The organism is Hymenobacter negativus, from assembly GCF_016056375.1.
GTDB classification, from domain to species: domain Bacteria; phylum Bacteroidota; class Bacteroidia; order Cytophagales; family Hymenobacteraceae; genus Hymenobacter; species Hymenobacter negativus_A.
This window is the reverse complement of record NZ_JAEDAE010000007.1, coordinates 1-25,073: the sequence shown is the minus strand read 5'-3', so window position 1 is coordinate 25,073 and position 25,073 is coordinate 1. Positions and strand designations below refer to the sequence as shown.

Below are 25,073 nucleotides of genomic sequence, written 5' to 3'. Positions count from 1 at the left end.
CCTGCTTGCGCATTCCGGCCAAAATTCCCCACCTTCACCTTTCCACGCTAACCCCCACCCTCCCCGCCCTATGGTTTTCACGCCCAGCCCCATGCTCCTCAAGCTGCTGTACACCCGCGGCAGCCTGCACAACCTGCCCGACAACGCGGGCGTGGCCTTCAGCCTCAAAAACCGGCTCGACACCGTGAAGGTGACCGGTTTCAAGCAGGTACAGGTGGGCGAGATGGTGGTGCCGGCCGAGAAAATCCGGGTTGATTTGGGCAACGGCGAGCAGCGCGCCGCCACGTCCATCGATGCCGACGGACAGGCCGTGGAGCTGCCCGTGGGCCGCGCTATCACGGTGATGCTGGACATGCCGGCTCTGCCCGAAGGCATGCACCCGGTGCAGATGTGGTTTTCGACCGATGCCTTCGGCGATTTGCACGTAGAGGTGGAAGACGCCATTGTGGGCGTGGCCAACTCCAAGCCCCGCATTCCGCGCTCCGAGGAAGACGACTACTCCGAGGCGGCCATTGCGGCCCGTCAGCGCTTTGCCGAGCAGTTTTCGGAGAAAGAATTTAAGCACCTCAAGCACTACTCCTTTGATGCCCATCAGCTGCAGGGCAACTGCGAGCATTTCATGGGCGTGGCCCAGATTCCGGTGGGCCTGGCCGGACCGCTGACTGTGAACGGCGAGCACGCGCAGGGCGATTTCCTGATTCCGATGGCCACCACCGAGGGCACGCTGGTGGCCAGCTACAACCGTGGCATTCAGGTGCTGAACCTGTGCGGCGGCGTGAAATGCACCGTCATTGGCGATGCCATGCAGCGGGCGCCGGTGTTTGTGTTTGATGATGCGCGCGGGGCGCGGGATTTTGGCAAGTGGGTGGAAGAAAGCATCGACCAGATTCGGCCGCAAGCCGAAAGCACCTCTAGCGTGGCCAAGCTGCAGTACATCGATACCTACCTGAGCAATAAATTCGCCTACCTGCGCTTCAATTTCAGCACCGGCGACGCGGCCGGGCAGAACATGGTGGGCCGCGCCACCTTCGCCGCCTGCTCCTGGATTCTGGAGAACTACAAGGGCGCGAAAATTGAGCACTTCTACCTCGAATCGAACTTTGCCACCGACAAAAAAGCCTCTCAAATCAACGTGATGCGGACCCGGGGCAAGCGCGTGGTGGCCGAAGCCGTGATAAAGCGCGACATTCTGATGCAGCGCATGCGCGTAACGCCCGAGCAGCTGGCCTACCACGGGCAGGTGAGCAACGTGGGCGCATTCATTTCGGGGGCCAATAACAACGGCGCGCACTCGGCCAACGGCATTACGGCCATGTTCATTGCCACGGGGCAGGACGTGGCCAACGTGAGCGAATCGTCGGCCGGTATCCTGTATTCGGAAGTGAACAAGGACGGGGATTTGTACATCAGCATCACCATTCCGAGCCTGATTGTGGCCACGCACGGCGGTGGCACCGGCCTGGCCACCCAAAACGAGTGCCTGCAAATGCTGGGCTGCGTGGGTCGGGGCACGGTGCGCAAGTTTGCCGAAATTGTGGCCGGCGTGGTGCTGGCCGGCGAGCTCAGCCTGGGTGCGGCCATTTCGAGCTCCGACTGGGTGAGCAGCCACGAGCAGTACGGCCGCAACCGCTAAACACAACGGGGCCTGCCCGTTGGTCACCTTTCCATTGCTCATCTACATGACTACTGCCCAAAAACTTGGGACCGGCCTGTTACTGGCCGGCCTGCTGCTGTCCGCATCTGCCCGAGCGCAGATGCAGTCCTCGCGCGACCTCGCCGAACTCGGCATGGACCTCTACCAGCGCGCCAACTCGCCCGAAGCCCTGGCCCGGATGCGCAAAGACCTGGTGAATGCCCCCGAAGCCTACCTGGAGCGGGTGGAATTGCCCGGCACTTTGGTATTGCTCGACAAGCGCCGCGTGCGGGTACCGGCGATGAAATACAACGTGGCCCTGCGCCTGCTGGAAGTGCGCGACTCGACCGGCAGCCACGTGTGGCCGCCCGGCAGCCTCGACGGCTTCTACCTGGGCAAGGGCAGCGATATGCGGCATTTCCGCAGCAAGCTGGTACGCAATGGCAGCACCAAGCTCGACTTTGTAGAAGTGCTGACGCAGTCCGACAACAGCCCCCTGGTCCTGGCCGTGCAGCACATCTACCGCCACCTGGATGCCCAGCTCGACCCCATTCTGCGCACCGAAACCAAGGCAGAAAGCACCGAAATCGGCCAGACGGTACTGGCCGGCACCGACCTGGTGCCCAAAGAACCCCTGCGGGCAATATCCCTCAACCGAAAGAGCGTGAGCGAGCTATTTGGCTCGCGGGCTCCCGAAATAACTGCCTGGGCCGCCAATCAAGGGTTAAGCTATACTGACCTGGGCCAGGTGCTGCGCATGGTGGAATACTATAACCAGGTATCATTTAAGAAGCCTTAATCAGAAGGGAGTCCCCAAGGATGGCACGGTGCTTGAAAACGGGTCTGATTGGTGCGCAACCGCCTAATTATCGTATTTTTGACGCCCCCTGTTCCATTCACCATTTTTTAGTGCCTTTAGTGAGACCCCACCTCTACTTATCTGCCATTTTTTTGCTTGCCGGCGCACAGCAGGCCAATGCCCAGGCCGCAAAGGAACAAGCTGAAGCCCGCACTATTTACGCCCAAAGCAACCGCAACCCCACCGCCGCCACCCTGCGGGCCGGCCTCAAAACTCAGGCCACCGGCTTCCTCGGCGATGGCGCCTTCCAGCCGGGGGCTCTGCGCACCTTCGACGGGCGCTACCGGCCCGTGCCGGGCCTGCGCTTCCACGCCGGCATGCGCCTGCTCGAAGCCCAGGATTCCATCAACACCGATTCGACGCACCTGTGGCCTGTGGGCAGCCTACGCGGCTTCGACATCGGCGAGATGGGCGGCACCGGGGCCGATGCCCTGCGCCGCTTCCGCCCCCGCCTGGTGAAGGAAGGCAGCGCCGGCACCCGCCGCGAATTCGTGGAAGTGCTCACGGCCGTGGATGCGGGCCCGCTGCTGCTGGCCCGCCTCTATTCATCGGGGGCCGATGCCGTAGCCGGCCGCCTTTCCATGGCGCCCCTGTTGCTGGTCGGCGTCGGCAACGAGCCCACGGAACCCCTGCACCCCATCACCCTCAACCAGGCCGATGTGCTGCGCCTGTTTGGGAAGCGCGACAACGAAATCAGCACCTTCGCCAACGCCCAGCACCTGCAATACGACCAGCCCGCCGACGTGGCTCGTATGATTGACCACTACAACCGCGTGGCGGTGGTGAAGTAGGATAACGGTTTTGCCTAAAATAAAAAGGCCCTCATGCTCAGCATAAGGGCCTTTTTATTACTCACTAGTCCATCATATCCGCCGATTTGGGCGGGTCGGGCACGAAGCCGGGGTTCCAACTCATGGGGTAGCGGGCGTCGATGTATTGCAGGGCCGTTTCGGTGAGGTAGAGCGGGCGGAAGGTGTCGAGCATCACGGCCAGCTCGTGGGTTTCCTTCTTGCCGATGCTGGCCTCCACGGTGCCGGGGTGCGGGCCATGCGGCAGCCCGGTGGGGTGCCAGGTAAAGGACGCTAAGTCAACGCCCTTGCGCGACATGAAATTGCCGGCCACGTAATACAGCACCTCGTCGGAATCGACGTTGGAGTGGTTGTAGGGCGCCGGAATGCTGAGCGGGTGGTAGTCGAACAGGCGCGGCACGAACGAGCAGATGACGTAGTTGTGCCCCTCAAACGTCTGGTGCACGGGTGGGGGCTGGTGCAGGCGGCCGGTTATTGGCTCAAAATCGTGAATACTGAAGGCGTAGGGGTAGAAATAGCCGTCCCAGCCCACTACGTCGAACGGCGAGTGCGCGTAGGTGAGCTCGTGCAGCATGCCTTCTTTCTTAGTGTGTATCACGTAGTCACCTTCCGGAAATTCCTCGGTGATGAGCTCGCTTGGCGGGCGCATGTCGCGCTCGCAATAAGGCGAATGCTCCAGCAGCTGGCCGAAGTGGTTGCGGTAACGTCGCACGGTTTCTACGGGGCTGAACGATTCGATAATCATCAGTCGCACAGGGCCTTCCTCAAAGTGCAATTGGTGGATAACGGTGCGCGGCACCACCACATAGTCGCCGGGCTCGAAGGCCACTTTGCCCATCTGGCTCCACAGCTCGCCCCGGCCTTCGTGCACGAAAATCACCTCGTCGGCCTGGGCGTTTTTGTAGTAATAGTCCATCCGCTTGTCCGTGGGGTTGCAGATGCTCATCGTCACATCGGCGTTGCCGAGCAGCGTTTGGCGGGCGGCCAGGTAGTCGCCGCCGGTGGTGGTCTGGGCCAGCGTGCGCAGGTGCTCGGGCTGGAGCGGCCGGTCCTTAATCAGCTTTGGCGCGAAGGGCTTGGGTGCGCCCACGTGCTTAATTTGGGTGGGTGGGTGCACGTGGTAGAGCAGCGACGACACGCCGTGAAACCCAAGCGTGCCCACCAGCTGCTCCGAATACAGGGAGCCATCGGGCTGGCGAAACTGAGTGTGCCGCTTGCGCGGAATCTGGCCGAGGCGGTGGTAATGCGACATAACGAAGGGGGTGGGATTGGAGCCGTGAAGGTACGGAGTAAGGGGATAGGGAATAAGGGAGAAGCTGCCGAGCACAACGTCAGGCGGGAAGCTATTACGCAACTTCCCTTTTCTGCTCTCCTATTTCCTATTCCGTTTCCCCACTTCCTACTTCCCCAGCAGCGCCAGCTGCGCGGTGTTGTCGCTCACCACGTGCAGGGCGCGCTGCAGTTCGGCATCCTGCTCGCGCAGTACGGTGTAGTAGGCCACGTTGCCATAGGCGCTGCGGGCGATGTAGGCCTTTAGCTGGTTGCGCAACAGCGGCCCGCAACGGCGCACGCTGGCCGCGTCGGCCGCCACGCCATCCTGGGCGGCCTGGGCGGTCAGGCTGGCCAGCTGCGCATCCGAGATGCGGAAGGTGGCGTTGAACTGCTCGAAGCGCAGTCCTTCCAGCTCCGCCTTGTGGCTCTGGTAGAAGTTCAGGGCGAAGGCGCGGGCCACGCCGTGGCTCAGCAGGCGGGTGAAGTACAAGGAATGGGCCACGGAATCGCGCGGCACGAACACATCGGGCATGATGCCGCCGCCGCCGTACACGGTGCGGCCGTGGTCGGTACGGAACTGCAGGGCTTTGGAAAAATGAATGCTATCGGCCGATTGCAGCTCGCCGCGGGCCGAGCGGCCGCTCAGCTCAGCGCTGTATTCGGCGTAGCTGGCGCCGTAGGGCTTCTGGATGGAACGGCCGGCGGGCGTGTAGTAGCGGGCAATGGTGAGGCGCAGCTCGCCGCCGTCGCTCAGGGCAATTGGCTGCTGCACAAGGCCTTTTCCGAAAGTGCGGCGGCCCACCAGCGTGGCGCGGTCGTGGTCCTGCAGGGCACCGGCCACCACTTCGGCCGCCGAGGCACTGCCCTCGTCCACGAGCACCACCAGGGAGCCTTCCTCAAATTCGCCGGCTACTTTGGCGTAGGTCTGCGAGTCGTATTGGTCGCCTTTGCCGTCGGTGTACACGATTTTGCGCGAGCCGGCAATGAACTCGTCGGCCAGGCGCGTGGCACGGTCGAGGTAGCCGCCGGGGTTGCCGCGCAGGTCCAGCACCAGGCGGCTAAGGCCCTGCCGGCGCAGGTCGGCCAGGGCCGCCTTAAACTCATCGTAAGTATTCGAAGCAAAGCGGCTTACTTTGATATAACCAGTCTGGTCGTCAACCAGGTACGCGGCATCAATGGAGCTATTCGGAATGCGGCTGCGGGCAATGCTCAGGCGCAGGGGCTGGCCCTGATGCCGGCGGCGCAGTTCGATGGCCACGCTGCTGCCCCGGGGGCCGCGCAGCAGCTGCGAAAGTTGCCCGGACGTGAGGTGCGCGCCCGAAACGCGCTTGCCAGCAATGCTCAGAATCTGGTCGCCGGGCTGTACGCCGGCTTGCTCGGCCGGGCCGCCGCTTAATGGGGCTACCACCGTCACGGTATCGCGGAAGGTGTTGAATTCGACGCCGATGCCGTCGTAGTCGCTTTGCAGAAAGGAGTCGGTTTTTTCGCGGTCGCGGGCCGGGATGTAGACCGAGTGCGGGTCCAGTTTTTCCAGCATCTGGGTCACGGCGTAGTCGGCCAGGCCTTCGGTATCCACCGAGTCGGCGTAGTCGCGGTCCACGTAGCTCAGGATTTCCTTGAAGCGCAGGTAACCCCGGGCCGTAGCATCGGGGTTTTCCGACGAAGGCCGGAAGGGATTATTGGCCACCAACACGCCGCAGCCCATGGCCAGCACCAGTAATAAGCTTTGCCGCAGCCAGCCGCGCCGCCGCGAGCCGGCGGGCACACCAGTTGCCCGGTTAGCAGGGGTAGAAGTGGGCATAAGCTGTTAGTGTAGAGGTAATAATCAATAGAATAATAGTAAATAGGATTCAAAATTATTGAAATTTTCCCAGTTACAAACGCAGAAAAGTAGCCATTTCTTTATTTCTTCAATCAATGCAATAATTTACAATAAAAGGGCAAATAATCGGGGTTTTTACTGGCAAATTACAATTCGCCAGTTCTTAATACATTCCTTTGCCACGAATCAAAACTATGACTATACCCATAAGCTTGCGCCTGCTCTTCGACCAACCTGGCCCTTTGCCCGTTGGATAAGTCTTTTTCCAAATCGGGCGCAGATACGGTCCAAACTCGGAACAAGTACGGCCGGGGTTGCCCGGCGGATTGGGAGCTTTCGGCCCGCCGTATCTTTGCACCCGGCCGCAAGGCTGGCTCTTTTCAATTTCTTCGTTTTACCCCGCCACCACATGGGTCGCATCCTTGCCATCGACTACGGAAATAAGCGCGTGGGCCTGGCCGTGACCGACCCGCTGTGCCTGATTGCCTCGCCGCTGGAAACCGTCCACAGCAAGGATTTGCTGGCCTACGTAAAGGCCTACCACCAGCGTGAGCCCCTGCGGGCCGTGGTGGTGGGCATGCCGCGCACGCTGCTCAACGAGCCCACCGACGTGACCAGTGCCGTGGTGGGCCTGCTGCGCACGCTGCGCCGCGAGTTGCCCGAGCTGCCCATTCACGAGCTCGACGAGCGGTTTACCTCGCGCATGGCCCACGCCACCATGCTGGCCGGCGGCCTTGGCCAGAAGGCCCGGCGCGACAAGGCCACCGTGGACCGCATCAGTGCCACCCTAATTCTGCAATCATTCCTCGAATCGCCGCTCATGCGGGAAGTCTGAATCAATGATTAATGGTTAATGATGAATGATTAATCACCAAGACAGAGTTTTCATTAACCATTGACCGCTAATCATTAACCATTAAAAAAATGATTTACTCCATTGTTGCCATCGGCGACCCCGTCCTCAAGACCAAAGCCAAAAATATTCCCGCCGACCTGCCTGCCGCCGAGCTCAAGCAGTTGATTGCCGACATGTATGAAACCATGTATTCGGCCAATGGCGTGGGCCTGGCAGCGCCCCAGATAGGCAAAGCCGTGCGCCTGTTCGTGATGGATTCGGGCCCGATGGTGGAGCTGGACGAGGAAGACCTGGCCGAGCTGGAAGAGGGCGAAGTGCCTGAGCCAACCGTGAAGCGCGCCTTCATCAACCCGCAGATGGTGAGCGAAACCGGCGAGGAATGGGGCTTCGAGGAAGGTTGTCTGAGCATTCCCGGCGTGCGGGAGCTGGTGACGCGCCACGCCGACATCGTGCTGCGCTACGAGGATGAAAACCGCCAGGTGCACGAGGAAGCCTTCTCGGGCATGGCGGCCCGCGTCATTCAGCACGAGTACGACCACTTGGAAGGTATCTTATTCACCGATAAGCTGTCAGGTTTCAAGAAGCAGCTGCTGAAGGGCAAGCTGGCCCGCATCAGCAAAGGCGACGTGCGGCACGATTACCGCATGAAATTCGTGGGCGACGGCCGGCGGCGGTAGAGCGCTCCATTCGCATGTCATCCAGAGCGCAGCGAAGGACCTTATCACGTTAGAACATTACAGTATGAGAAGGTCCTTCGCTGCGCTCTGGATGACAGATAAGTTGAAATTTAGTGCCTTACCCGTACCTTGTTAGCCGTGAAAAAATACGGCTACCTGCTTCTGATTTGTTTGCCCCTGCTCTTCGTGGCCCGCCAGGCGCAGGCGTGGGGATTTTTCGGCCACCGGCTGCTGAACCGGCTGGCGGTGTACACGCTGCCGCCGGGCATGATTGGCTTTTACAAAGCCAATATCGACTACCTGACGGTGAACGCCACGCGGCCCGACTCGCGCCGCACGATAGTACCGGGCGAGGCCCCCAAGCACTTTCTGGACGTGGACCGCTACGGCGACAGCGCCGAGTTTAAGCTGCCGCGCAAATACGCCGACGCTGTGGCCCGCTACGGCGAGGACTCGCTGCTGCGCCACGGCATTGTGCCCTGGAACGTGGTGAGCATGAAAAACCAGCTCACCGCTGCCTTCAAGGCCAAGGATACCGACCGCATTCTGAGCCTCTCGGCCGACATGGGGCACTACGTGGCCGACGCCTGCGTGCCGCTGCACACCACCCGCAACTACAATGGGCAGCTCACTGGCCAGCGCGGCATCCACGGGCTGTGGGAGTCGCGCCTGCCCGAGCTGCTGAGCGCCGACTACGACCTGTTCAGTGGCAAGGCCGAGTACTTGGAGCGGCCCAGCGACGCGATTTGGGCAGCCGTTATCCGCTCGCACGCGGCCGTCGATTCGGTGCTGCGGTTCGAGAAACAGCTCACGGCGGAGTATCAGGAAGACCAGAAATTCGGCTACGAACAGCGCGGCAGCCAGACGGTACGGGCCTACTCGCGCGATTTCAGCAAGGCCTACCACGCCCGGCTCAATGGCCAGGTGGAGCGCCAGCTACGCTACGCTTCGGCGCTCATCGGTGACTTCTGGTACACGTGCTGGGTAGACGGCGGCTCGCCCGACTTAAATAAATTGACCCGCCAGCCTTCGGAAACCGAAAAGCAGCGGCTCGACCGCGAAGCGCGGGAAACAGCCGCCGCGCCGGCGGTAGCCGCCCCCGGCCACGACGAGTAACGAGTGACTGAGTGACGGTTTAGTATATAACTCAGCCACTCCCTCACTCAGTCACTCGTTACACAGTCACAGCAAGCGCCTCCGTCTGGTGCACCATATCCAGGTCTACTACGGCAATGCCGTCGTCGCCCACCTCGTAGGCGCGGATGAAGCGGCGGTACCACTCAATCTCGTCGTGGGTGTAAGAGTTGCGGGCGTGCACGTCCTGGGCGAAGGTGTCGTCGTAGGCTTTCAGCTGGATGATGATTTCGACATCGAGGCGCTCGTAATCGATGGGTAGCAGGCCGTGGAGCGGGCTGTCGGGGGTGATGTCGTGCACGATGGTCCAGCTCAGGGGGAAAAAGCTGATGGCATCGCGCTCAAGCGGCAGCAAGGCGTAGGTCTGGTCGTTGGTAGCGGGGTCGGTGGTTTTGAGCAGCACGCGGGCCTGCAGGTCGATGAGAATGTTGTTGCGCTGGTTGGCGATGCGGAACTGCAGGCAGGGCGTACCGTCGGCCCGGCGGCTGATGATGGCCGTGCGGCTGAAATGAATGCGCGCCGTGGGCCGCGAAAACCGCCCGTAGAGCAAGCCCGTGGCCAGCGCGAAGGTGAGCACGCCCACCAGTGCTTCCACGCTGCTGAGGAAGCCGGTGGCATTGGTGCCAGGGTACACATGCCCGTAGCCGACGGAGGTAAAGGTTTGGATGGAGAAAAACAGCGCGCTCAGAAAATCCTGCACGCCGTCGTGCGGGGCGGCCACGCCGGGCAGGTCTTCGAGGCCCAGAGCCATGAAGGCGAGAGCAAAAGCCACGTTGAGCACAGTAAAAAACACCACTACCAGGCCAATAAATGGATACCAATCCATTTGAATAAGCCATTGGTAGGGGTCGTGGCGGTGCGGGCCGCCGCGCCGCCGCACGTTGAACGAGCCGTCGTGGTTGATGGCCCGCTTGGTGCGGCGCGAGAATTTTTCGCCGATGCCGGGGTCGAGGGTGGGCATGATGGTGGAGTGGTGGGCTGGCGGATTGACGAAACAAAAGAACGTCATGCCGGGCGCAGTCGAAGCATCTCTCCTACTTCGTGGCAACGATTAGGTAGCCTCAGCAGTAGAGATGCTTCGACAAATTGACACCAGCTGCGCACGACGTTCAAACATCTCTTATCTCACTAATTCACCACCTCACCAACCCGCTACATGAAAGGCGTTTATTCCCTTTTGCTCCTCACCATCTCCAACCTGTTCATGACGTTTGCCTGGTACGGGCACCTGCATTTGTTCAAAAAAATGGCTTGGTTTGCCAAACTGGGGCTGTTTGGTGTCATTATGGTGAGCTGGGGACTGGCTTTGTTTGAGTACGTGTTTCAGGTGCCAGCCAACCGGCTGGGGTTTGAGGAAAACGGCGGTCCGTTCAGCCTGTTCCAGCTCAAGGTGATTCAGGAGGTGATTACGCTCACAGTGTTCACGCTGTGCGCGGTGTTCGTGTTCAAGACCGACAAGCTGGGCTGGAACCACATCGTGGGCTTCATCCTGCTGGTAGCGGCCGTGTATGTTATTTTCAAAAAGTGGTAAACCGGTAGCGCTATTCGGCTTTCACTACCCGCAGCACTTCGGTGCGGCCTTCGCCGGCAAAGCGCAGATGAAGGCTATACACGCCCACCGGCAGCCCGGCGGTGGGTAGGGTAAGTTGCCGCGCGCCGGCTGGCTGCGGCGCGACGGCTATTTCCCGCACCTGGCGGCCCAGCGCATCGTGCAGCGTCAGGCCCACGGATTGCGGACTGGCCAAGGCAAAGGCCACCTGAATTTCGGCGCCAAAAGGGTTGGGAAAAGCGACAGTAGTGCTGGCCGGGCGGCTGGCGCGCACGGGCAGCAGCTGCGCGAAAGTGGTGAGCTGGCCCCAGATTTCGGTACCCTTGCGGTAGCCGAGCAGCGTGGTGGTTTCGATGGTGAAGCTGGTATATTCCTCCTGCGTCTGGCCCAGGCCGGCGGCCGTGCGCACGGAATACCCGGCATCGAGGTTGCTGCCGTTGAGCAGCGAAGTGCTGTCGGCGGTGGGCGTTCCGCACTGCATATAATGCGCATGGTGCTGCACGAGGCGGCCGTTGTAGTCGGCGGTGCGCCAGGCGGGCAGGTGCACCAGGCCGCCCGTGCCCGCTGAAGGCGTGCCTTCCCAGAATCCGGTGGGCCGGTCGAGGTGGTCGGTGGTGCGTGTGATGTGCAGGGTTTGCACCACTGGGGCGCTCAGCACGGGCGCGCCGGAGCAGTTGCGGGTGAGCGTGCGGCGTTGCAGCTGGTAGTCCAGCGCATCGCCGCTGGTGCTGAGGGTGCGGCTGATGATGCTGTCGCGGGTCCAGATTTGGGTCTGGCATATTGCCCCGGGACCCAGCGCGTACTGGTTCACGTTTTTGCGTAGAAATACATCGCCGGGCTGGAAATCATACACGGCAAAAGCGCCCAGCTGATTGGTGCCCAGGCCCAGCTCCGGCAGGGCCGTGAGCGTGAGGGTGGCCTGCGGCAACCGCGCATTGAGGTAGTGCCCCAGCGCCGGGCCGCTTACCCAGCCCAGGCGCTTGCCGAGCGTGATAACAGCCCCGTCCGACAAGGTGATGGTGGCCAGCGAATCGGGTTGCCCCAGCACCGTGCCCAATGTGCGGGCCGTGACGCGGGCCGTGAGGCCGGCAGTGGTGGCAGCCCAAGCTTGGTTCAGCGCGGTGCGGGGGCGCAGTGTGAAGGTGCGGCCGTTGGCGGCCGTGAGGACGTATTCGGCCCCGGGCCGCTGCGTCAGGGATGTACCGAATAGATTGTCGTTGCGCTGCACGTAGTAGCCGCAGTTGCCCTGTTGCGGCAGCCCCCGTCCTCGGCTGGTGCGCTTATCGAACATGAAAAGGGAATCGGAACCCTGCGCTTGCCGGCTGACCAGGCGTAGCACGTGCGTGGTATCGCCGGGCGTGGTGGCGCTGAGCTGGTAGCTGAGGCCGAAGCGGAAAGGCCGGTAGGCCTGCGCCCGGGCGGTGGTGGCGCACAAGCCAGCGGCCAGCATGACCAGCAAAGAGGAGAACTGTTTCATGGGTTGTGGAATGAAGGAATGGCACAGGTTGGGTGCGACGGTGCGCGACGCAGGTAGCTGGAGATAAATATATTGAAAGAAAAATGCCAACCGATTTTTGGCGGTGTGAGCTGCTGATTATTCACCTGAAGAAAAATTAATGTGACCTTCAGGCCGGCTTCAGGGCGCGGTAGAAATTTTGTATCGTCGGAAGAGCAACCGGAGTTCGCCGACGCTGACAACGCAACTTTTCATGCCTCCTAGTTTTTTCGATAATCCCATGAACAAGCCCTTTTATTCGGTAGCCCTGCTGGCCGCCGCTCTGCTCGCCGGTCACCTTCAGGCCGATGCCCAGACCGTAACCAAAGTCAAAACCAAAACCTCGAAATCGGCCAAAGCCACTGCCGGCAACCTGGCCACCCCGCCCCCGCCGCCCGCCGAGGGTGAAGGCCCCGACGGCCCGGACGGCCCCCGCCCACCCCGTGGCCCGCGCGGCGAGCACGGCCCCAAAGGCCCCCACGGCGGCCCCCGTGGCGAGCGCGGCGGCCTGCAAACCATCACCGACGTGCGCGGCACCCTGAGCAGCTACGTGGCCAACAACGACGACCAGGTATACGACGCCTTCATCCTGAAGCCTGAATCCGGCGCCGTGGACACCGTGCGCTTCCCGCGCCACCTGGGCCAGCAGCTGCAGGCCGCTGCCAAAGCCGGCAGCGCCGTGACGGTGAGCGGCGTGCGCCACACCGGCCCCGACGGCCGCAGCCACTTCCGCTTCGTGAGCCTGACCAGCGGCGGCCAAACCATCAACGATGCGCCGCCCGTGCGCCCCACCACCCCGCCCACCCCCGAAACAGCCACCGCCAAAGGCAGCATCAAGGAGCTGCGGCGAGACCCCAAAGGCCGCATCCGCGGCGTGGTGCTCAGCGACCAGACCGTGGTGCAGTTGCCGCCCCACGCCCTCGAGCAGCTCGGCGATAAGCTGACGGTGGGCGCGGCGCTGGAAGCCACCGGCAACCTGCGCACTGCCCAGCCCGGCGAGGCCCGCGTGGCCGGCACCACTGCCCCCCGCGTGGTGCATGCCCAGACGCTGGCGCTCGGTGGCGTGAAGTACCTGGTGCGGTAGCGTTTGAGGGTTTGTTGATTGATTATATCAACCCGTCATGCTGAGCTTGTCGAAGCATCTCTGCCACGAGAGTAATAATTACTTCCACGGTAGAGATGCCCCGACAAGCTCAGCATGATGTTTTTGCGTAGTACGCCCACGGTTTCATTCTCCCCTTTCTACTCATGCGCATTCTCATCGTCGAAGACGAAGCCCGGCTGGCGGGCTTCATCCAGCAGGGCCTTACGCAGGCCGGGCACGTGGCCGACGTGGCCGCCACCGGCCCCGAGGGCCTGGAGCAAGCCGCCACCACGCCCTACGATGCTGTGCTGCTCGACCTGATGCTGCCCGGCCAGAGCGGCCTCGACGTACTGCGCAACCTGCGCGAGTTCGGCATCCAGACGCCCGTGCTCATCCTCAGCGCCCTCACCGATACGCAGCACGTGGTGAAGGGCCTCGAAGCCGGGGCCGTTGATTATTTGCGTAAGCCCTTTGCGTTTGATGAGCTGCTGGCCCGTCTGCACATCATCGGCCGCAAAACTGCCGGGCCGGCCGGGGCCGAAGCCCTGCGCCTGGCCGACCTCGTACTCGACCCACTGGGCCGGGTGGTGACGCGCGCCGGCAAAACCCTGAGTCTGACCAACCGCGAGTTTGCGGTGCTGGAGCTGCTGCTGCGCAACGCCGGCCGCCTGGTGAGCAAAACCCGCCTGGCCGAAAAGGTGTGGGACGTGGACTACGACATGGGCTCGAACGTGATTGAGGTGCACATCTCGCAGCTGCGCCGTAAGCTCGACCGGGACTTTGCGCCCGCGCCAGCGCTGCTGGAAACGGTAATTGGGCAGGGCTACCGGCTGCGCGAGCCGGGGGCAGCGGGATAGTCATTACCATACACTTACATCTGTCATCCTGAGCGCAGCGAAGGACCTTCTCACGATTGAACAGCTTGCAGTAAAGCAAACGGCGCGAACATGAGAAGGCCCTTCGTTGTGCTCAGGATGACAACCAAAATTTACCCCGCCCAATCCATGCCTACCTCCTCCCCCACACCAAAACCCCGCCGCTTCCGCCTGGGCCTGCGCGGGCAGCTGCTGCTGGTGTTTGGGCTGGTGTTTGGGCTAGCCACGCTGGCGGCGGGCAGCTACCAGTACCGCAGCCTGGGCCGCCTCCTGGCCCGCGCCGACGACGACCGCCTGCGCCTGCGCGCCAGCCAGCTGCTCAGCCGCGTCAGCCTCGACCCCGAGCCCACCCTGCCCCTGCCTGACCAAACCGGTGAAACCATGCGGCTGGTGTTTGAAGAACCCGGGCAGCCACCCCGCGAACTGTTTCGCTCGGCCCGCTGGCTGGCTGGCGATACCGGCGGGCTGCCTCGGCCCGCGGCGCCGGGCCATGAGCTGAAGCACGGCCGCGTGGTGGCTGTGGCCCGCTTGGCCGCGCCTCCCGGCCCGGGGGCCGACAATGCCGAGCCCACCGGCCGCCTCACGCTGTGGCTGGCCCACCCCGCTGCGCCCCTCGAAAAGGCCCTGGCCCGGGTGCGGCGCACGCTGGCCCTGGGGCTGCTGGGCAGCGCCGGGCTGGCCGGGGCGCTGGCGCTGCTGGTGGCGGGCGTGGTGCTGCGGCCCCTGCGGCGCATGGCTGCGCAAGCCCGCCGCATTCAGCAGGCCCAGGACATTGCGCCGCTGCCCGTGCCCGATACTGGCGACGAAGTGCAGGAGCTGGCCGAAACCCTGAACCAGTTGCTGGCTCGGCTGCGCGGGCAGGCCACGGCCCAGGCCAACTTCTTGGCCGCCGCCGCTCACGAGCTGCGCACCCCCCTGGCCACCCTGCAAACCGGCCTCGACGTGAGCGGGCGCGACCCCAGCCTGCCGCCTGCCACCCGCGCCGCCCTGGCCGGCCACGACGCCGAGCTGGCCCGCCTGGGTCGTCTCGTGGATGATTTTCTGCTGGTGGGCCGGCTGGGCAACGGGGCCGATTTGCCGGTTAGTAAGCAGCCCGTAGCGCTTGACGAGCTGCTGCTGGCGCTGGCCGACCGGGAGCTGCCGCGTTTCCGGGCGGCGGGGCGCACGCTCACTATTGACCTGCCTGATGACGCCCTCACGGCCGCCCTCACGGCCGAAACCGATACCGACCAACTCATCACGATGCTGCTGAACCTGCTCGACAATGCCCGCAAGCACGCCCGGCCCGGCACCGGCGTGGCGCTGCGCCTGCAAGCTGCTGAAGCAGGCCGTGGTCCCGTTATCAACATCGAAAACGAGCTGGCGGCCCCGCTGGGTGAGCATCTGGCTCAGCTTACTACCGCCTGGTACCAGGCCGACCCGCTGGCCCCCGGCACTGGCCTGGGGCTTTGGATAGCCGGGCGGCTGGCCCTCGGCCTGGGCCTGCAGCTGGCATTTCAGGAGCAACAGCAGCGGCTGGTGGTGGCGGTAGGTTTCCCGGCGTAATGATTCGCTGTCGACCTTTGGGATTTCTGCCACTTCCTTTTTTTCGCCCATGAACATTCTGCTGGTTGAAGACGACCCCCGGCTTTCGGCCCTCATCAAGCGGGGCCTGGAAGAAGAACAACTAACCGTGACCGTAGCCGCCGACGGCGAGCGCGGCCAGGAGCTGGCCCTCACCCAGCCCTTCGACCTCATTATTCTCGACGTGATTCTGCCCCACCGCAGCGGGCTGGAAGTGCTGGCTGCCATTCGGGCGCAGGATGCGCGGGTGCCGGTGCTGCTGCTCACGGCCCTGGGCACCACCACCGACAAGCTGCAGGGCTTCGGCAACGGGGCCGACGACTACCTGGTGAAACCCTTCGACTTTGCTGAGCTGGTGGCGCGGGTGGGCGCCCTCACGCGGCGCGGCAGCGGGCAGGCACCCGGCACCCGACTCGCTTTCGCCGACGTGCTGATGGACACCGCCAGCCGCACCGTGACGCGGGCCGGGCAGCCGCTGCGCCTCACCACCCGCGAGTTCAGCCTGCTGGAGCTGCTGCTGCGCCACCCCGGCCGTGTGCTGAGCCGCGGCGAAATAGCGGAGCACGGCTGGGACGAGTCGTTCGACGCGGGCAGCAACGTGATTGATGTGTACGTGAGCTACCTGCGCAAAAAAGTAGACCACGGCTTTCCCACCAAACTCATTCATACCGTGACGGGCGCGGGCTACGTGCTGCGGCAGGAGTAGCTTTTTTGTGAACGTTTGGATTTGCCTGCCATCCGTCTGTCATCCTTCGCTGCGCTCAGAATGACAGATAAATTCAAAACTTAACCCTCAACCCTTCTCAATGACCATCCGCAACCGCCTGACCTGGCTCTTCGTGGGCGTGGTGGCCTTTATTCTGTTAGGGGTGCTCACCACGGCTTTTCTGCTCCAAGCCGACTACAGCCGGCGCGATTTCCGGCAGCGCCTGCGCGAGCGGGCGGTGGTGGCGGCCTACATCTACCTGGAAAAGGATGAGCTGCGCAGTTCGGCGTTCCAGGCGTTTCAGAAACAGTTTCAGCGCACGCTGCCGGAGGAGATTATTCAACTCTACGATGCCCGGGACGAGGTGCGCTTTGTGCGGGAGGATGCCCGCCTGGAGGTGCCGCCCGACGTGCTGGCCCGCATTCGGCAGGGCCACGAGGAGTATTTTGAGGATGGCTCGCGCGAAGCGGTGGGCATTTTTTACCGCGACAACCAGGGCCAGTACGTGGTGGTGGCCGGGGCCGAAAACATCCGCGGCGAGGCCAGGCTACAATACCTGGCCACGATTATGGCCACGATTTTCGTGCTTAGCCTGCTGCTGATTTACGGGGCCGGGCGGCTGTTCGCGGGGCGGGCGCTGGCCCCCATCGCGGCCCTGAACGACCAGATGGATAGCATCTCGGCCCACGACCTGCACCGGCGCGTGGCCGAAAACCTCTCGGGCCGCGAGCGCGACGAACTGTCGCGCCTGGCCCACACTTTCAACCGCCTGCTCGACCGCCTCGAAAGCAGCTTCGACGGCCAGCGCGCCTTTGTGCGCAACGCCTCGCACGAGCTGCGCACGCCGCTGGCCGCCAGCATCGGCGAGGCGCAGCTGGCGCTGGCCCGCGAGCGGGAGCCCGCCGCCTACCGCGCCGCGCTGCACGCCCTGCTCACCGACCTCACTCAGCTCAATGCCCTGCTCAACCACCTGCTGGAATTGGCCCAGGCCGAAACCCCGCTGCCCGAGCACGACACCCGCATCCGGGTAGACGAGCTGCTGGCCGAAGCCTGCGCCGCCATCGACCCGGCTCAGCGCCCGCGCCTGCACCTGCACACCGGCTGTCTCCCCGCCGAGCCCGAGCAGCTGGAGCTTACCGGCAACCGCGCCCTGCTCAGCCGCGCCCTTGTCAACCTGCTCGAAAACGCCCTGAAATACTCGGAGCCCCGGCCCGTGGCCGTCGACCTGGAATACGAGCCCGGCGGCGTGCGCCTGCGCATTCGGGACGAGGGCATTGGCATTGCAGAAACGGATTTGCCGCAGGTGTTCCAGCCGTTTTTCCGGGCCGGCAACGCGCGGCCGGTGGCCGGGCACGGCGTGGGCCTGCCATTGGCCCGCAAAATTATTGAGCAGCACGGCGGAGAGTTGGAGCTGACCTCGCAGCTGGGCCACGGCACCACGGCGCTGGTGCGCCTGCCCACTGCGTAGCGCGGTTTTTTGAATAACCAGACGTCATGCCGAGCGCAGTCGAAGCATCTCTACCGCAGTACTAAAATCAATTAGTCACGCGGTAGAGATGCTTCGACTGCACTCGGCATGACGTTCTGCTTAAAAATCCCGTTCCTGTTTTCTAATCGTATTCTAATGACCTGCCGGTAGCCTTGCAGCAGATTCACTAACTGCTGCACTGCCATGAAGCTACCAAACCAGTCACCCGCGTCCCGTCGGGGCGCCCATTATTCCGAAAAAGCCTTTGCTTTCACGGCTGTACTGGGGTTGCTGTTTTTCACTGCCTGCACCCCTTCCGATGCGGATGTCCTTGATGAGCCCGCGCCGCAGGCCGTCGTAACCCAACTGAAAACTGCCACCGAAGCCGCCCCGGAAGGACTCGTGCTGAGCGGGGAAATTGCGGCCGATGCCAACCGCACGGCGCGGGTGTTTCCGCGCGTGGGCGGGCAGGTGCTGCGCGTGGGCGTGGACCTGGGCGACGAAGTGAAAAAGGGCCAGGTGCTGGCCGTGCTGCAAAGCGCTGAAATTGCGGAGCTGCAAAACCAAAGCACCGCCGGCACCGCCGAGCTGGCCGTGGCCCGCAAGAACCTGGCCGTGACCGAAGAGCTGCTCCAAAACGGCCTCGCCGCCGAGCAGGACGTATTCCGGGCCCGCGCCGAGCTAGCCCGCGCCACCGGCACCGCCACCCGCAACCACCGCCAGCTCGACACCTACGGCATGGCCCAGGGCGGAAAGTACGAGCTGAAAGCGCCCGTAGCGGGCTACGTTATCGAGAAAAACCTGGCGGCGGGCCTGCGCTTCAACGCCGCCAACGTGCCGGCTGCCTTCACCGTGGCCAACCTCGACAGCGTGTGGGTGATGGCCAACGTGTTCGAGTCGGACCTGGCGCAGGTACGCCGGGGCCAGGCCGTGGAAATTACCACGCTGAGCTACCCCGACCAACCCCTGCAAGGGCGCATCAATCAGGTATTTCATGTGCTTGACCACGACAGCAAGGTGATGAAGGTGCGCTGCACGCTGCCCAATCCCGGCCACCTGCTCAAACCCGGCATGCATGCCCAGGTGCGCGTGCTGGCCACTTCCACCAACTAAGCGCGGCATGGCTATTCTCATCATCGAAGCCCACGACACGCGCCGCAATTCCGTGCAGCGGTTTTTGCAGCGCGCCGGCTACGTCACCGACCTCGCCCCTACCCTGGCCGCCGCCACGGCCAAGCTGGCCGCCCGCCACTACGAATTTGTGCTGCTGGCCCAAAACCTGCCCGACGGCGACGGGATGACGCTGCTTTACGAAGCCCAGCGGCGCGGCACGCGGGCTTCCTTTATCCTTCTCATGGCCACCGATGCGGTGCAGGACCGCCTGCACGGCTTCGCCGCCGGGGCCGACGACTGCGTGGCCCGCTCCACCTCGCTGCTTGAGCTGGAGCGGCGGCTGCGCAGCATTGCCCGTCAGCGGTTTGGACGGCCCCGGCCGCGCATCCGCTTCGGGGCCGGGTTTGAGCTGGATTTGGCCGCCCGCCGCCTGCGCCACGGTTCGGATGCCGTGGACCTGAGCCGCTCGCAGTTCGACCTGCTGCACCACTTGCTGCGGCACCGGGGCCAGCCCCTCACCCGCGAGCAGCTGGGCGCACACATCGGCAAGGGCACGGAGGGCTCTAACTACATCGACGTGCACATCATGAACGTGCGCAAGGCCCTGGCCCGTTTTGCCCCGCCCGATTTTCTGCAAACCGTGCGCGGCATTGGCTACCAGGCGGCGTAGCATTTGTCGTTCCGGCGCAGGAGGAATCTGGAGTAAGTCGTTTGCACGTTTTGACCCAGGCCCCTCCTACATCGGAATGAAAACTCTTGCCATACCGCCTAATTATAACGCTTTTACTCGACGGTAAAGGACGTGAAACCATCGGCCGCCGGCCCCGAAAAAACCCGGCGGCCCGGCCCGGCGTACCAGCGGCAGCGGCGCAGTTCTGGCGCTGGTTATTTACGGCCTTCTATGCGTCACTTCTGCACTCGTTTACCACTGGCTTTGCTGCTGGCGGCATTTTCTGTTTTCACTGTTTCGGCCCAGAAAGTGGGCCTCGTGCTCAGCGGTGGCGGGGCCAAAGGCCTGGCGCACGTGGGCGTGCTCAAGCAGCTGGAGAAAAACCACATTCCCATCGACTACATCGTGGGCACGAGCATGGGCGCGGTGATTGGCGGCATGTACGCAGCCGGCTACTCGCCCGAGGAGATTGAGCAGATTGTACTCAGCCCCGAATTCCAGCGCTGGACGTCGGGCAAGCCTTTGGAAAGCAAAACGTTCAACTTCCTCACTGCCGAACCCTCGCCTTCGGCCCTGCGCCTGGGCATTGCCATCGATTCCACGTTCAAGGCCCGCATCAGCACCAACCTAGTGAACGATTTGAACCTGAACCTGGCCCTGGCCCGCCTGCTGGCCCCGGCCTCGGCCAGCGCCAACTACGACTTCGATAAGCTGTTCGTGCCCTTCCGCTGCATGGCCTCGGAGGTATTTACGCGGCAGGTGGTGGAGCAGAAAAGCGGGACGTTGTCCGATGCCATTCGCAACTCCATGTCGTTTCCGCTGGCGTTCCGGCCCATCCGCAACCTCGACGGCAAGTATTACTACGACGGCGCGGTGTACGACAACTTCCCCACCAACACCATGAAGAAAACCTTCGCCCCGGACATTATCATCGGGGTGAACGTGGGCGACGTGGCCTTCAAGAAATACCCCAAAAACGACGACCAGTTGCTGGCCAGCACCGTGGCCTTCCTGGGCACCAGTGTGGCCGACACGGGCAGCGTAGGCAAAAACGGCATCTACATTCAGCCCGACTTGGACGGCATGGGCGTGGGCGATTTCGACCGGGTGAAGGACTTCATTGCCGAAGGTGACACGGCCGCACGCCGCAACATGGAAAAAATCAAGGCCCGCATCAGCCGACGCGTCGATTCGACGAGCTTGCAGCAACGGCGGCTGGCGTTTCAGGGCCTGGCGCCCAAGCCGCGCTTTATTGAGGTGCAGGTGCGCGGCCTGCGGCCCGACCAGAACGACTACGCCGCCCGCTTCTTTCCGCGTTCGGGCCGCGAGTATTCGCTCGATGACATCGAGGAAGGCTACTACCGACTGGCCGCCGACGACTATTTCAAGAACATCTACCCGCGCATTCGCTACGATGCAGCGCGCAAGGGCTACATTTTCAGCGTCGATGCCCAGCGCAACAACAACGTGAGCACCGAGGTCGGCTTCGTGCTCAGCAACCGGCCCATCGACAACCTGTTTTTCGGGCTCGAATTCCGCTACCTGCGCCGGCTGCTCTACACCGCCTCTGCCGACGTGAGCCTGGGCCGCTTTTACAACGGCGCGCACGGCTCGTTTCGCATCAATGTTCCGGCGCGGATACCCTTTTTCTTCGAGCCCGAAATCACGTACAATCAGTGGGATTACCAGAACACGGGCGGCGTGCTGGGGCGCGATGTTATCAACACCCAGGTGCGGCAGCAGGACACCAAGCTGGGCGGGCAGTTTGGCGTCAGCCCCACGTTTCGCAGCCGGCTGCTGCTCGACCTGGCTACCTTCGTAACCAAAGACGAGTACACTAATTCCAAGGAAATCAACACTTCCGACGTGCTCGATGCCACCGTGTTTCGCGGTGCTACTGCAGCCTTGCGCCTGGCCCGCAACACCCTGAACCGCAAACAGTACTCCACCAGTGGCCACCGCTACGTGTACACGCTGCGCGGCGTCACGGGCTCGTCGGACTACACGCCGGGCTCCACGGCCCAGCAGCCGGGCAGCTCGCAGCACCGCGAGTGGCTGCAGTTCCGGGCCACCGTGGAGCGCTATTTCACGCTAAAAGGCGACCGCCACGCCTGGGGCTATTTTGGCGAGCTGATGGCCAGCAGCCAGCCCACGTTCACCAACTACCGCTCGTCGCAAACCATGGCGCCGGTGTTTGCACCGCTGCCCGATTCGCGCACGCTGTTTCTGGACTCTTACCGCTCGGCGCGCTACGCGGCCGTGGGCCTGCGCTACACCCAGCCCTTCCTCAAAAAGCTGGAGTGGCGCACCGAGCTATATGTGCACCTCAACGGCCAGCCCCTGAAACAGGGCGACCTGCAGCAAGCCGTGCGCCAGTCGGGCTTCGACCGGCCCCGCGTGACAGCCAGCACCGGCCTCATCTTCCAGACGCCGGTGGGGCCGCTGGCTCTGCACGCCCGCTTCTACGACGACCCCGCCGAGCGGTTTGGTATTTACGGCCACCTCGGCTACCTGCTGTTCCGCAGCCGGGCGCTGGAGTAGAAAGCTGAATCCAACCCAAAGCGTCATTCTGACCAAAGGGAGGAATTTGAGCATTCCTATTTAATGGTTTTGCTCAGATTCCTCCCTTTGGTCGGAATATCCGTTGTTCTCAACCCAGCGCCCGCCGCACCTCGGCGGCGGCTTCCAGCGGCAGCAGGTGACCGGTATTTGGCACCACTTCAAACGGGGTACCGGCCGGCAGCAGCGGCAGCGTGAGGCGACGCTGCGAATCGGGCGTGATGGACGTGTCGCCGTCGCCCACCAGCAGGTGGCATGGCACGCGCAGCTGCGGCATCAGGGCGCTGATGTCTTCGCGAGCCCCTTGCAACAGCCAGGTAGCCCAGGCGGCTTCGGTGCTGCGCAGGTTATCGGCAATTACCTGGGAGCGCACGGCGGCAGGTAGGGGCTGGCGGGTAATTTTATGGAAGGTCTTTTCGGCTTCCTCCCGCTTGCCATAGGCGGCCAGCAAGGCGGCCCGGTCTTTGTCCGACATGGGCTCACCGGCCGGCGGCGAGGGCGAGAGCAGCACCAGCCGGCGCAGGCCCGCCGGCTGGCGGGCGGCCAGCGCCAAAGCCATCTTGCCGCTCATGCTGTGCCCGATGAGCGTGAAATCCGTCACTTTTTGCTCTTGAGTGTAGGCCGCTATCCAGTCGGCATAGGCCCGCACCGAGTAGTCGAACCCCGGCGGCACCGGCTGCGCACCGAAGCCGGGCAGGTCCGGCGTCAGCAGGTTGGCCTGGGGTAGCAACGGACGCAGCAGGTCGTACTCGCGGCCGGAGCCGGCCCAGTAGTGCAGGGCAATGATGGTGGGAGACATAAGTAAGCGGCGATGTAGCAAGGTGTACGGAGGAGCTTAGGCAACGGCTGGAAATTTAGGCCACCCGCTTTGGCCTTCTTATGTAGCCCGTCGACCATTGGGTTGCGATGGTAGTTTGTACTGCGGAATGCTGGCAGTTCGAACCGCTACAAATCACAATGTTATCCATTCCCATTGGTTCCGGTTAAAGCACCCCAGCCCACTTTTAAGCTCCGCTAGGTCAATCCGGTTTTGGGAATGCACCGTAGGTTCTCACTCAATTACCTATTAGCTCTTTATTTATTACCAACTCATCACCCCTAAGCTCCTCTTTATTACGTATACACTACTGTTCTTTCCCGCTTATCTCTCCTCCGGTGGCTGGCCCGCACTGCGGTTATTAAGCTATTAGCCAGGCATCTTCATTTTTTCCCTGTATGACTAACACTCCGACGTTGCTCCCGGCAACGGACGAAGAGATTCTTGTGCAACGCCTGCTAGCGCGCGACGAGCAAGCCCTGCGGACCTTACACGACCAGTATTCACGCAACCTCCTGACCGTCATCAACCGCTTGGTGCGCGATGAGACGCTGGCGCAGGATGTACTGCAGGAAGGCTTGCTCAAGGTTTGGCTTAGCATAGCCCGCTACGATGCCACGCGCGGCCGCCTGTTTACCTGGATGGTGCGGGTGTGCTGCAACCAGGCCATCGATGCCATGCGCAGCCCCCGGCACCGTTTCAACAGCGGCACTAAGCCGCTGGAAGTGGGCGGGGCGCAACGGGCGCACGCCCCGGCCTCCTTCAACCCCGAGCACATTGGCCTGCGCGAGCTCACCCTCAAGCTCAAGCCCAAACAGCGCGAGGTGATTGACCTGCTTTATTTCGGCGGCTGCACTCAGGTAGAAGCGGCTGAGCAGCTCGGCATCCCGTTGGCCACGGTGAAAACCCGCGCCCGCGCCGCCCTGGTCGTGCTGGGCCAGATGGTGAAGTAGTTTTTTAGTGGTAAATGGTTAATTGTTAATGGGTGGCGGCTAATACACGTCACCCATTAACAATTAACCATTTACAATTATCGGGGGCATTCCTCCCGCGTCAGGCTTTCGTTGATGACGATGGCGGCGTGGTTACCGTCGGCAGCGGCCAGCAGGGCTTGCTGGGTACCAGGTTTGGTGTCGCCGGCCGCGTACAAGCCAGGGATTGAGGTATGAAGCTTGGAATCGACCCACACTGCGCCCTTGCTGGTGAGGCGCGCACCCAGGTTAGCGGCCAGCGGTGTGCGCTGGTGCTGGGGTGCGTGCAGAAATAGCGCGGCCCGCTCCAGCTGGTCGCCGTTGGCGAATTCGATGCAGCGCAGGTCGCCGTTTTTGGCCCCGATGAGACGGGTGATGGGCTCCTCCCGAATGCTGATTTTTTCGCGGCGCAGGCGGCGGCGGGCATTGGGCGTGAGGTGGCCGGGGCCATCGGTCACCACCATTACGTCGCGGCTCCAGCGGCTCACCAGCAGGGCCAGGCCCGTCACGGTGCGGCCTTGGCCATACACGGCCAGCGGTTGGTTGCGCACTTCCCAGCCATGGCAATACGGGCAGTGCAGCACCCCCCGCCCCCACAGCTCACGGAAGCCCGGCAGCGGCGGCAAAATGTCGCTCACGCCCGTGGCCAGCAGCACCCGCCGGGCCGTCACGGTGATGGGCGTATCGTCGGCAGTGCCGTGGCCAACGGCCCGAAAGCCCTTGCCCTGCCGCGCGAGCGCATCGATGTGGAGGCACTGCACTTCTACGGTTTCATAGGGCGCTAATTGTTCCTGGCCCAGGCGCAGCAGTTCGGCCGGCCGAATGCCGTCGCGGGTGAGAAAGCCGTGCACGCCGGGCGAGGCCGCGTTGCGCGGCGGGCCGCCATCGGCCACCAGTACCCGCCGCAGGCAGCGCCCCAGCGTGAGGGCCGCCGACAGCCCGGCGCTGCCCGCGCCAATAATCAACACATCGTATTCCAATTCCATAATAAGCAACAGGTGGTAGCCGGCTGGTTTAACCCCAATGCCGGTGTGCAGGTTGTGGCAATGCGCCGGTTTTAACGCAAAAAAGGCCTTTCCCGCGCGGGAAAGGCCTTTTTTGTGTAGTCGCCGGCCGGAGCCGGGGCCGCATCGGTTATTCC

22 protein-coding genes are annotated in these 25,073 nt (G+C 63.0%); 16 read left to right on the top strand and 6 right to left on the bottom strand.

Annotation, left to right across the window (positions count from 1 at the left end):
- Nucleotides 1-70: 70 nt before the first annotated feature.
- From I7X13_RS14830 to I7X13_RS14820, 3 genes are all read left to right on the top strand, one after another.
- Nucleotides 71-1,633 (top strand): hydroxymethylglutaryl-CoA reductase, encoded by a 1,563-nt coding sequence (locus I7X13_RS14830; RefSeq protein ID WP_198076094.1) that lies wholly within the window; start codon nt 71-73, stop codon nt 1,631-1,633.
- Between the two features lie 46 nt (nt 1,634-1,679).
- Nucleotides 1,680-2,432: a hypothetical protein gene (locus I7X13_RS14825; protein ID WP_198076093.1), complete on the top strand. Its 753-nt coding sequence runs from the start codon at nt 1,680-1,682 to the stop codon at nt 2,430-2,432.
- Between the two features lie 152 nt (nt 2,433-2,584).
- On the top strand, nt 2,585-3,283 hold the full coding sequence (locus I7X13_RS14820; protein WP_198076092.1) for a hypothetical protein: 699 nt from the start codon (nt 2,585-2,587) through the stop codon (nt 3,281-3,283).
- A 64-nt stretch (nt 3,284-3,347) separates the two neighbouring features.
- On the opposite strand, the gene I7X13_RS14815 is transcribed toward I7X13_RS14820, so the two are convergent.
- Both I7X13_RS14815 and I7X13_RS14810 read right to left on the bottom strand, forming a co-directional pair.
- A complete protein-coding gene (locus tag I7X13_RS14815; RefSeq protein ID WP_198076091.1) occupies nt 3,348-4,553 on the bottom strand; it encodes a homogentisate 1,2-dioxygenase in 1,206 nt (401 codons plus the stop codon).
- A gap of 147 nt (nt 4,554-4,700) precedes the next feature.
- On the bottom strand, nt 4,701-6,374 hold the full coding sequence (locus I7X13_RS14810) for a S41 family peptidase (RefSeq protein WP_198076090.1): 1,674 nt from the start codon (nt 6,372-6,374) through the stop codon (nt 4,701-4,703).
- Between the two features lie 430 nt (nt 6,375-6,804).
- Between I7X13_RS14810 and ruvX the strand changes: the two genes are divergently transcribed.
- The 3 genes from ruvX (at nt 6,805) to I7X13_RS14795 (ending at nt 9,044) form a co-directional block, all read left to right on the top strand.
- Nucleotides 6,805-7,230: a Holliday junction resolvase RuvX gene (gene ruvX, locus I7X13_RS14805; protein ID WP_198076089.1), complete on the top strand. Its 426-nt coding sequence runs from the start codon at nt 6,805-6,807 to the stop codon at nt 7,228-7,230.
- An 89-nt stretch (nt 7,231-7,319) separates the two neighbouring features.
- Nucleotides 7,320-7,928: a peptide deformylase gene (gene def, locus I7X13_RS14800; protein ID WP_198067342.1), complete on the top strand. Its 609-nt coding sequence runs from the start codon at nt 7,320-7,322 to the stop codon at nt 7,926-7,928.
- A 138-nt stretch (nt 7,929-8,066) separates the two neighbouring features.
- Nucleotides 8,067-9,044, top strand: a complete 978-nt coding sequence (locus tag I7X13_RS14795) for a zinc dependent phospholipase C family protein (RefSeq protein WP_317191581.1) — start codon at nt 8,067-8,069, stop codon at nt 9,042-9,044.
- Between the two features lie 58 nt (nt 9,045-9,102).
- Here the strand turns inward: I7X13_RS14795 and I7X13_RS14790 are convergent, their stop codons facing one another.
- A complete protein-coding gene (locus tag I7X13_RS14790) occupies nt 9,103-10,023 on the bottom strand; it encodes an ion channel (RefSeq protein ID WP_198076088.1) in 921 nt (306 codons plus the stop codon).
- 195 nt (nt 10,024-10,218) lie between these two features.
- Here I7X13_RS14790 and I7X13_RS14785 point away from each other — a divergent pair, with 195 nt between their 5' ends.
- Nucleotides 10,219-10,593 (top strand): DMT family protein, encoded by a 375-nt coding sequence (locus I7X13_RS14785; RefSeq protein WP_198067340.1) that lies wholly within the window; start codon nt 10,219-10,221, stop codon nt 10,591-10,593.
- 10 nt (nt 10,594-10,603) lie between these two features.
- Here I7X13_RS14785 and I7X13_RS14780 read toward each other — a convergent pair whose 3' ends face one another.
- On the bottom strand, nt 10,604-12,088 hold the full coding sequence (locus tag I7X13_RS14780) for a T9SS type A sorting domain-containing protein (protein WP_198076087.1): 1,485 nt from the start codon (nt 12,086-12,088) through the stop codon (nt 10,604-10,606).
- Between the two features lie 259 nt (nt 12,089-12,347).
- On the opposite strand from I7X13_RS14780, the gene I7X13_RS14775 reads away from it, so the two are divergent.
- The 8 genes from I7X13_RS14775 to I7X13_RS14740 all read left to right on the top strand — a co-directional run bounded on the left by I7X13_RS14775 (nt 12,348) and on the right by I7X13_RS14740 (nt 22,126).
- The gene (locus I7X13_RS14775; RefSeq protein WP_198076086.1) at nt 12,348-13,190 is read left to right on the top strand and encodes a hypothetical protein; all 843 of its coding nucleotides are present in this window, start codon (nt 12,348-12,350) and stop codon (nt 13,188-13,190) included.
- Nucleotides 13,191-13,354: 164 nt separating this feature from the next.
- Nucleotides 13,355-14,047, top strand: coding sequence for a response regulator transcription factor (locus I7X13_RS14770; RefSeq protein ID WP_198076085.1), 693 nt, complete (start codon nt 13,355-13,357; stop codon nt 14,045-14,047).
- A gap of 147 nt (nt 14,048-14,194) precedes the next feature.
- A complete protein-coding gene (locus I7X13_RS14765) occupies nt 14,195-15,610 on the top strand; it encodes a HAMP domain-containing sensor histidine kinase (protein ID WP_198076084.1) in 1,416 nt (471 codons plus the stop codon).
- Nucleotides 15,611-15,659: 49 nt separating this feature from the next.
- On the top strand, nt 15,660-16,334 hold the full coding sequence (locus I7X13_RS14760) for a response regulator transcription factor (protein ID WP_198067335.1): 675 nt from the start codon (nt 15,660-15,662) through the stop codon (nt 16,332-16,334).
- Nucleotides 16,335-16,434: 100 nt separating this feature from the next.
- Nucleotides 16,435-17,802, top strand: a complete 1,368-nt coding sequence (locus tag I7X13_RS14755) for a sensor histidine kinase (protein ID WP_198076083.1) — start codon at nt 16,435-16,437, stop codon at nt 17,800-17,802.
- 204 nt (nt 17,803-18,006) lie between these two features.
- Entirely contained in the window at nt 18,007-18,915 is a 909-nt protein-coding gene (locus tag I7X13_RS14750) for an efflux RND transporter periplasmic adaptor subunit (protein ID WP_198076082.1), read from the top strand.
- Between the two features lie 7 nt (nt 18,916-18,922).
- Nucleotides 18,923-19,585 (top strand): response regulator transcription factor, encoded by a 663-nt coding sequence (locus tag I7X13_RS14745; protein WP_198067332.1) that lies wholly within the window; start codon nt 18,923-18,925, stop codon nt 19,583-19,585.
- Nucleotides 19,586-19,816: 231 nt separating this feature from the next.
- Entirely contained in the window at nt 19,817-22,126 is a 2,310-nt protein-coding gene (locus I7X13_RS14740) for a patatin-like phospholipase family protein (protein WP_198076081.1), read from the top strand.
- A gap of 109 nt (nt 22,127-22,235) precedes the next feature.
- Here the strand turns inward: I7X13_RS14740 and I7X13_RS14735 are convergent, their stop codons facing one another.
- On the bottom strand, nt 22,236-22,943 hold the full coding sequence (locus tag I7X13_RS14735) for an alpha/beta fold hydrolase (RefSeq protein WP_198076080.1): 708 nt from the start codon (nt 22,941-22,943) through the stop codon (nt 22,236-22,238).
- Between the two features lie 416 nt (nt 22,944-23,359).
- Between I7X13_RS14735 and I7X13_RS14730 the strand changes: the two genes are divergently transcribed.
- Nucleotides 23,360-23,914: an RNA polymerase sigma factor gene (locus tag I7X13_RS14730; RefSeq protein WP_198076079.1), complete on the top strand. Its 555-nt coding sequence runs from the start codon at nt 23,360-23,362 to the stop codon at nt 23,912-23,914.
- Nucleotides 23,915-23,991: 77 nt separating this feature from the next.
- Here the strand turns inward: I7X13_RS14730 and I7X13_RS14725 are convergent, their stop codons facing one another.
- On the bottom strand, nt 23,992-24,918 hold the full coding sequence (locus tag I7X13_RS14725; RefSeq protein ID WP_198076078.1) for an NAD(P)/FAD-dependent oxidoreductase: 927 nt from the start codon (nt 24,916-24,918) through the stop codon (nt 23,992-23,994).
- Nucleotides 24,919-25,073 lie beyond the last annotated feature (155 nt).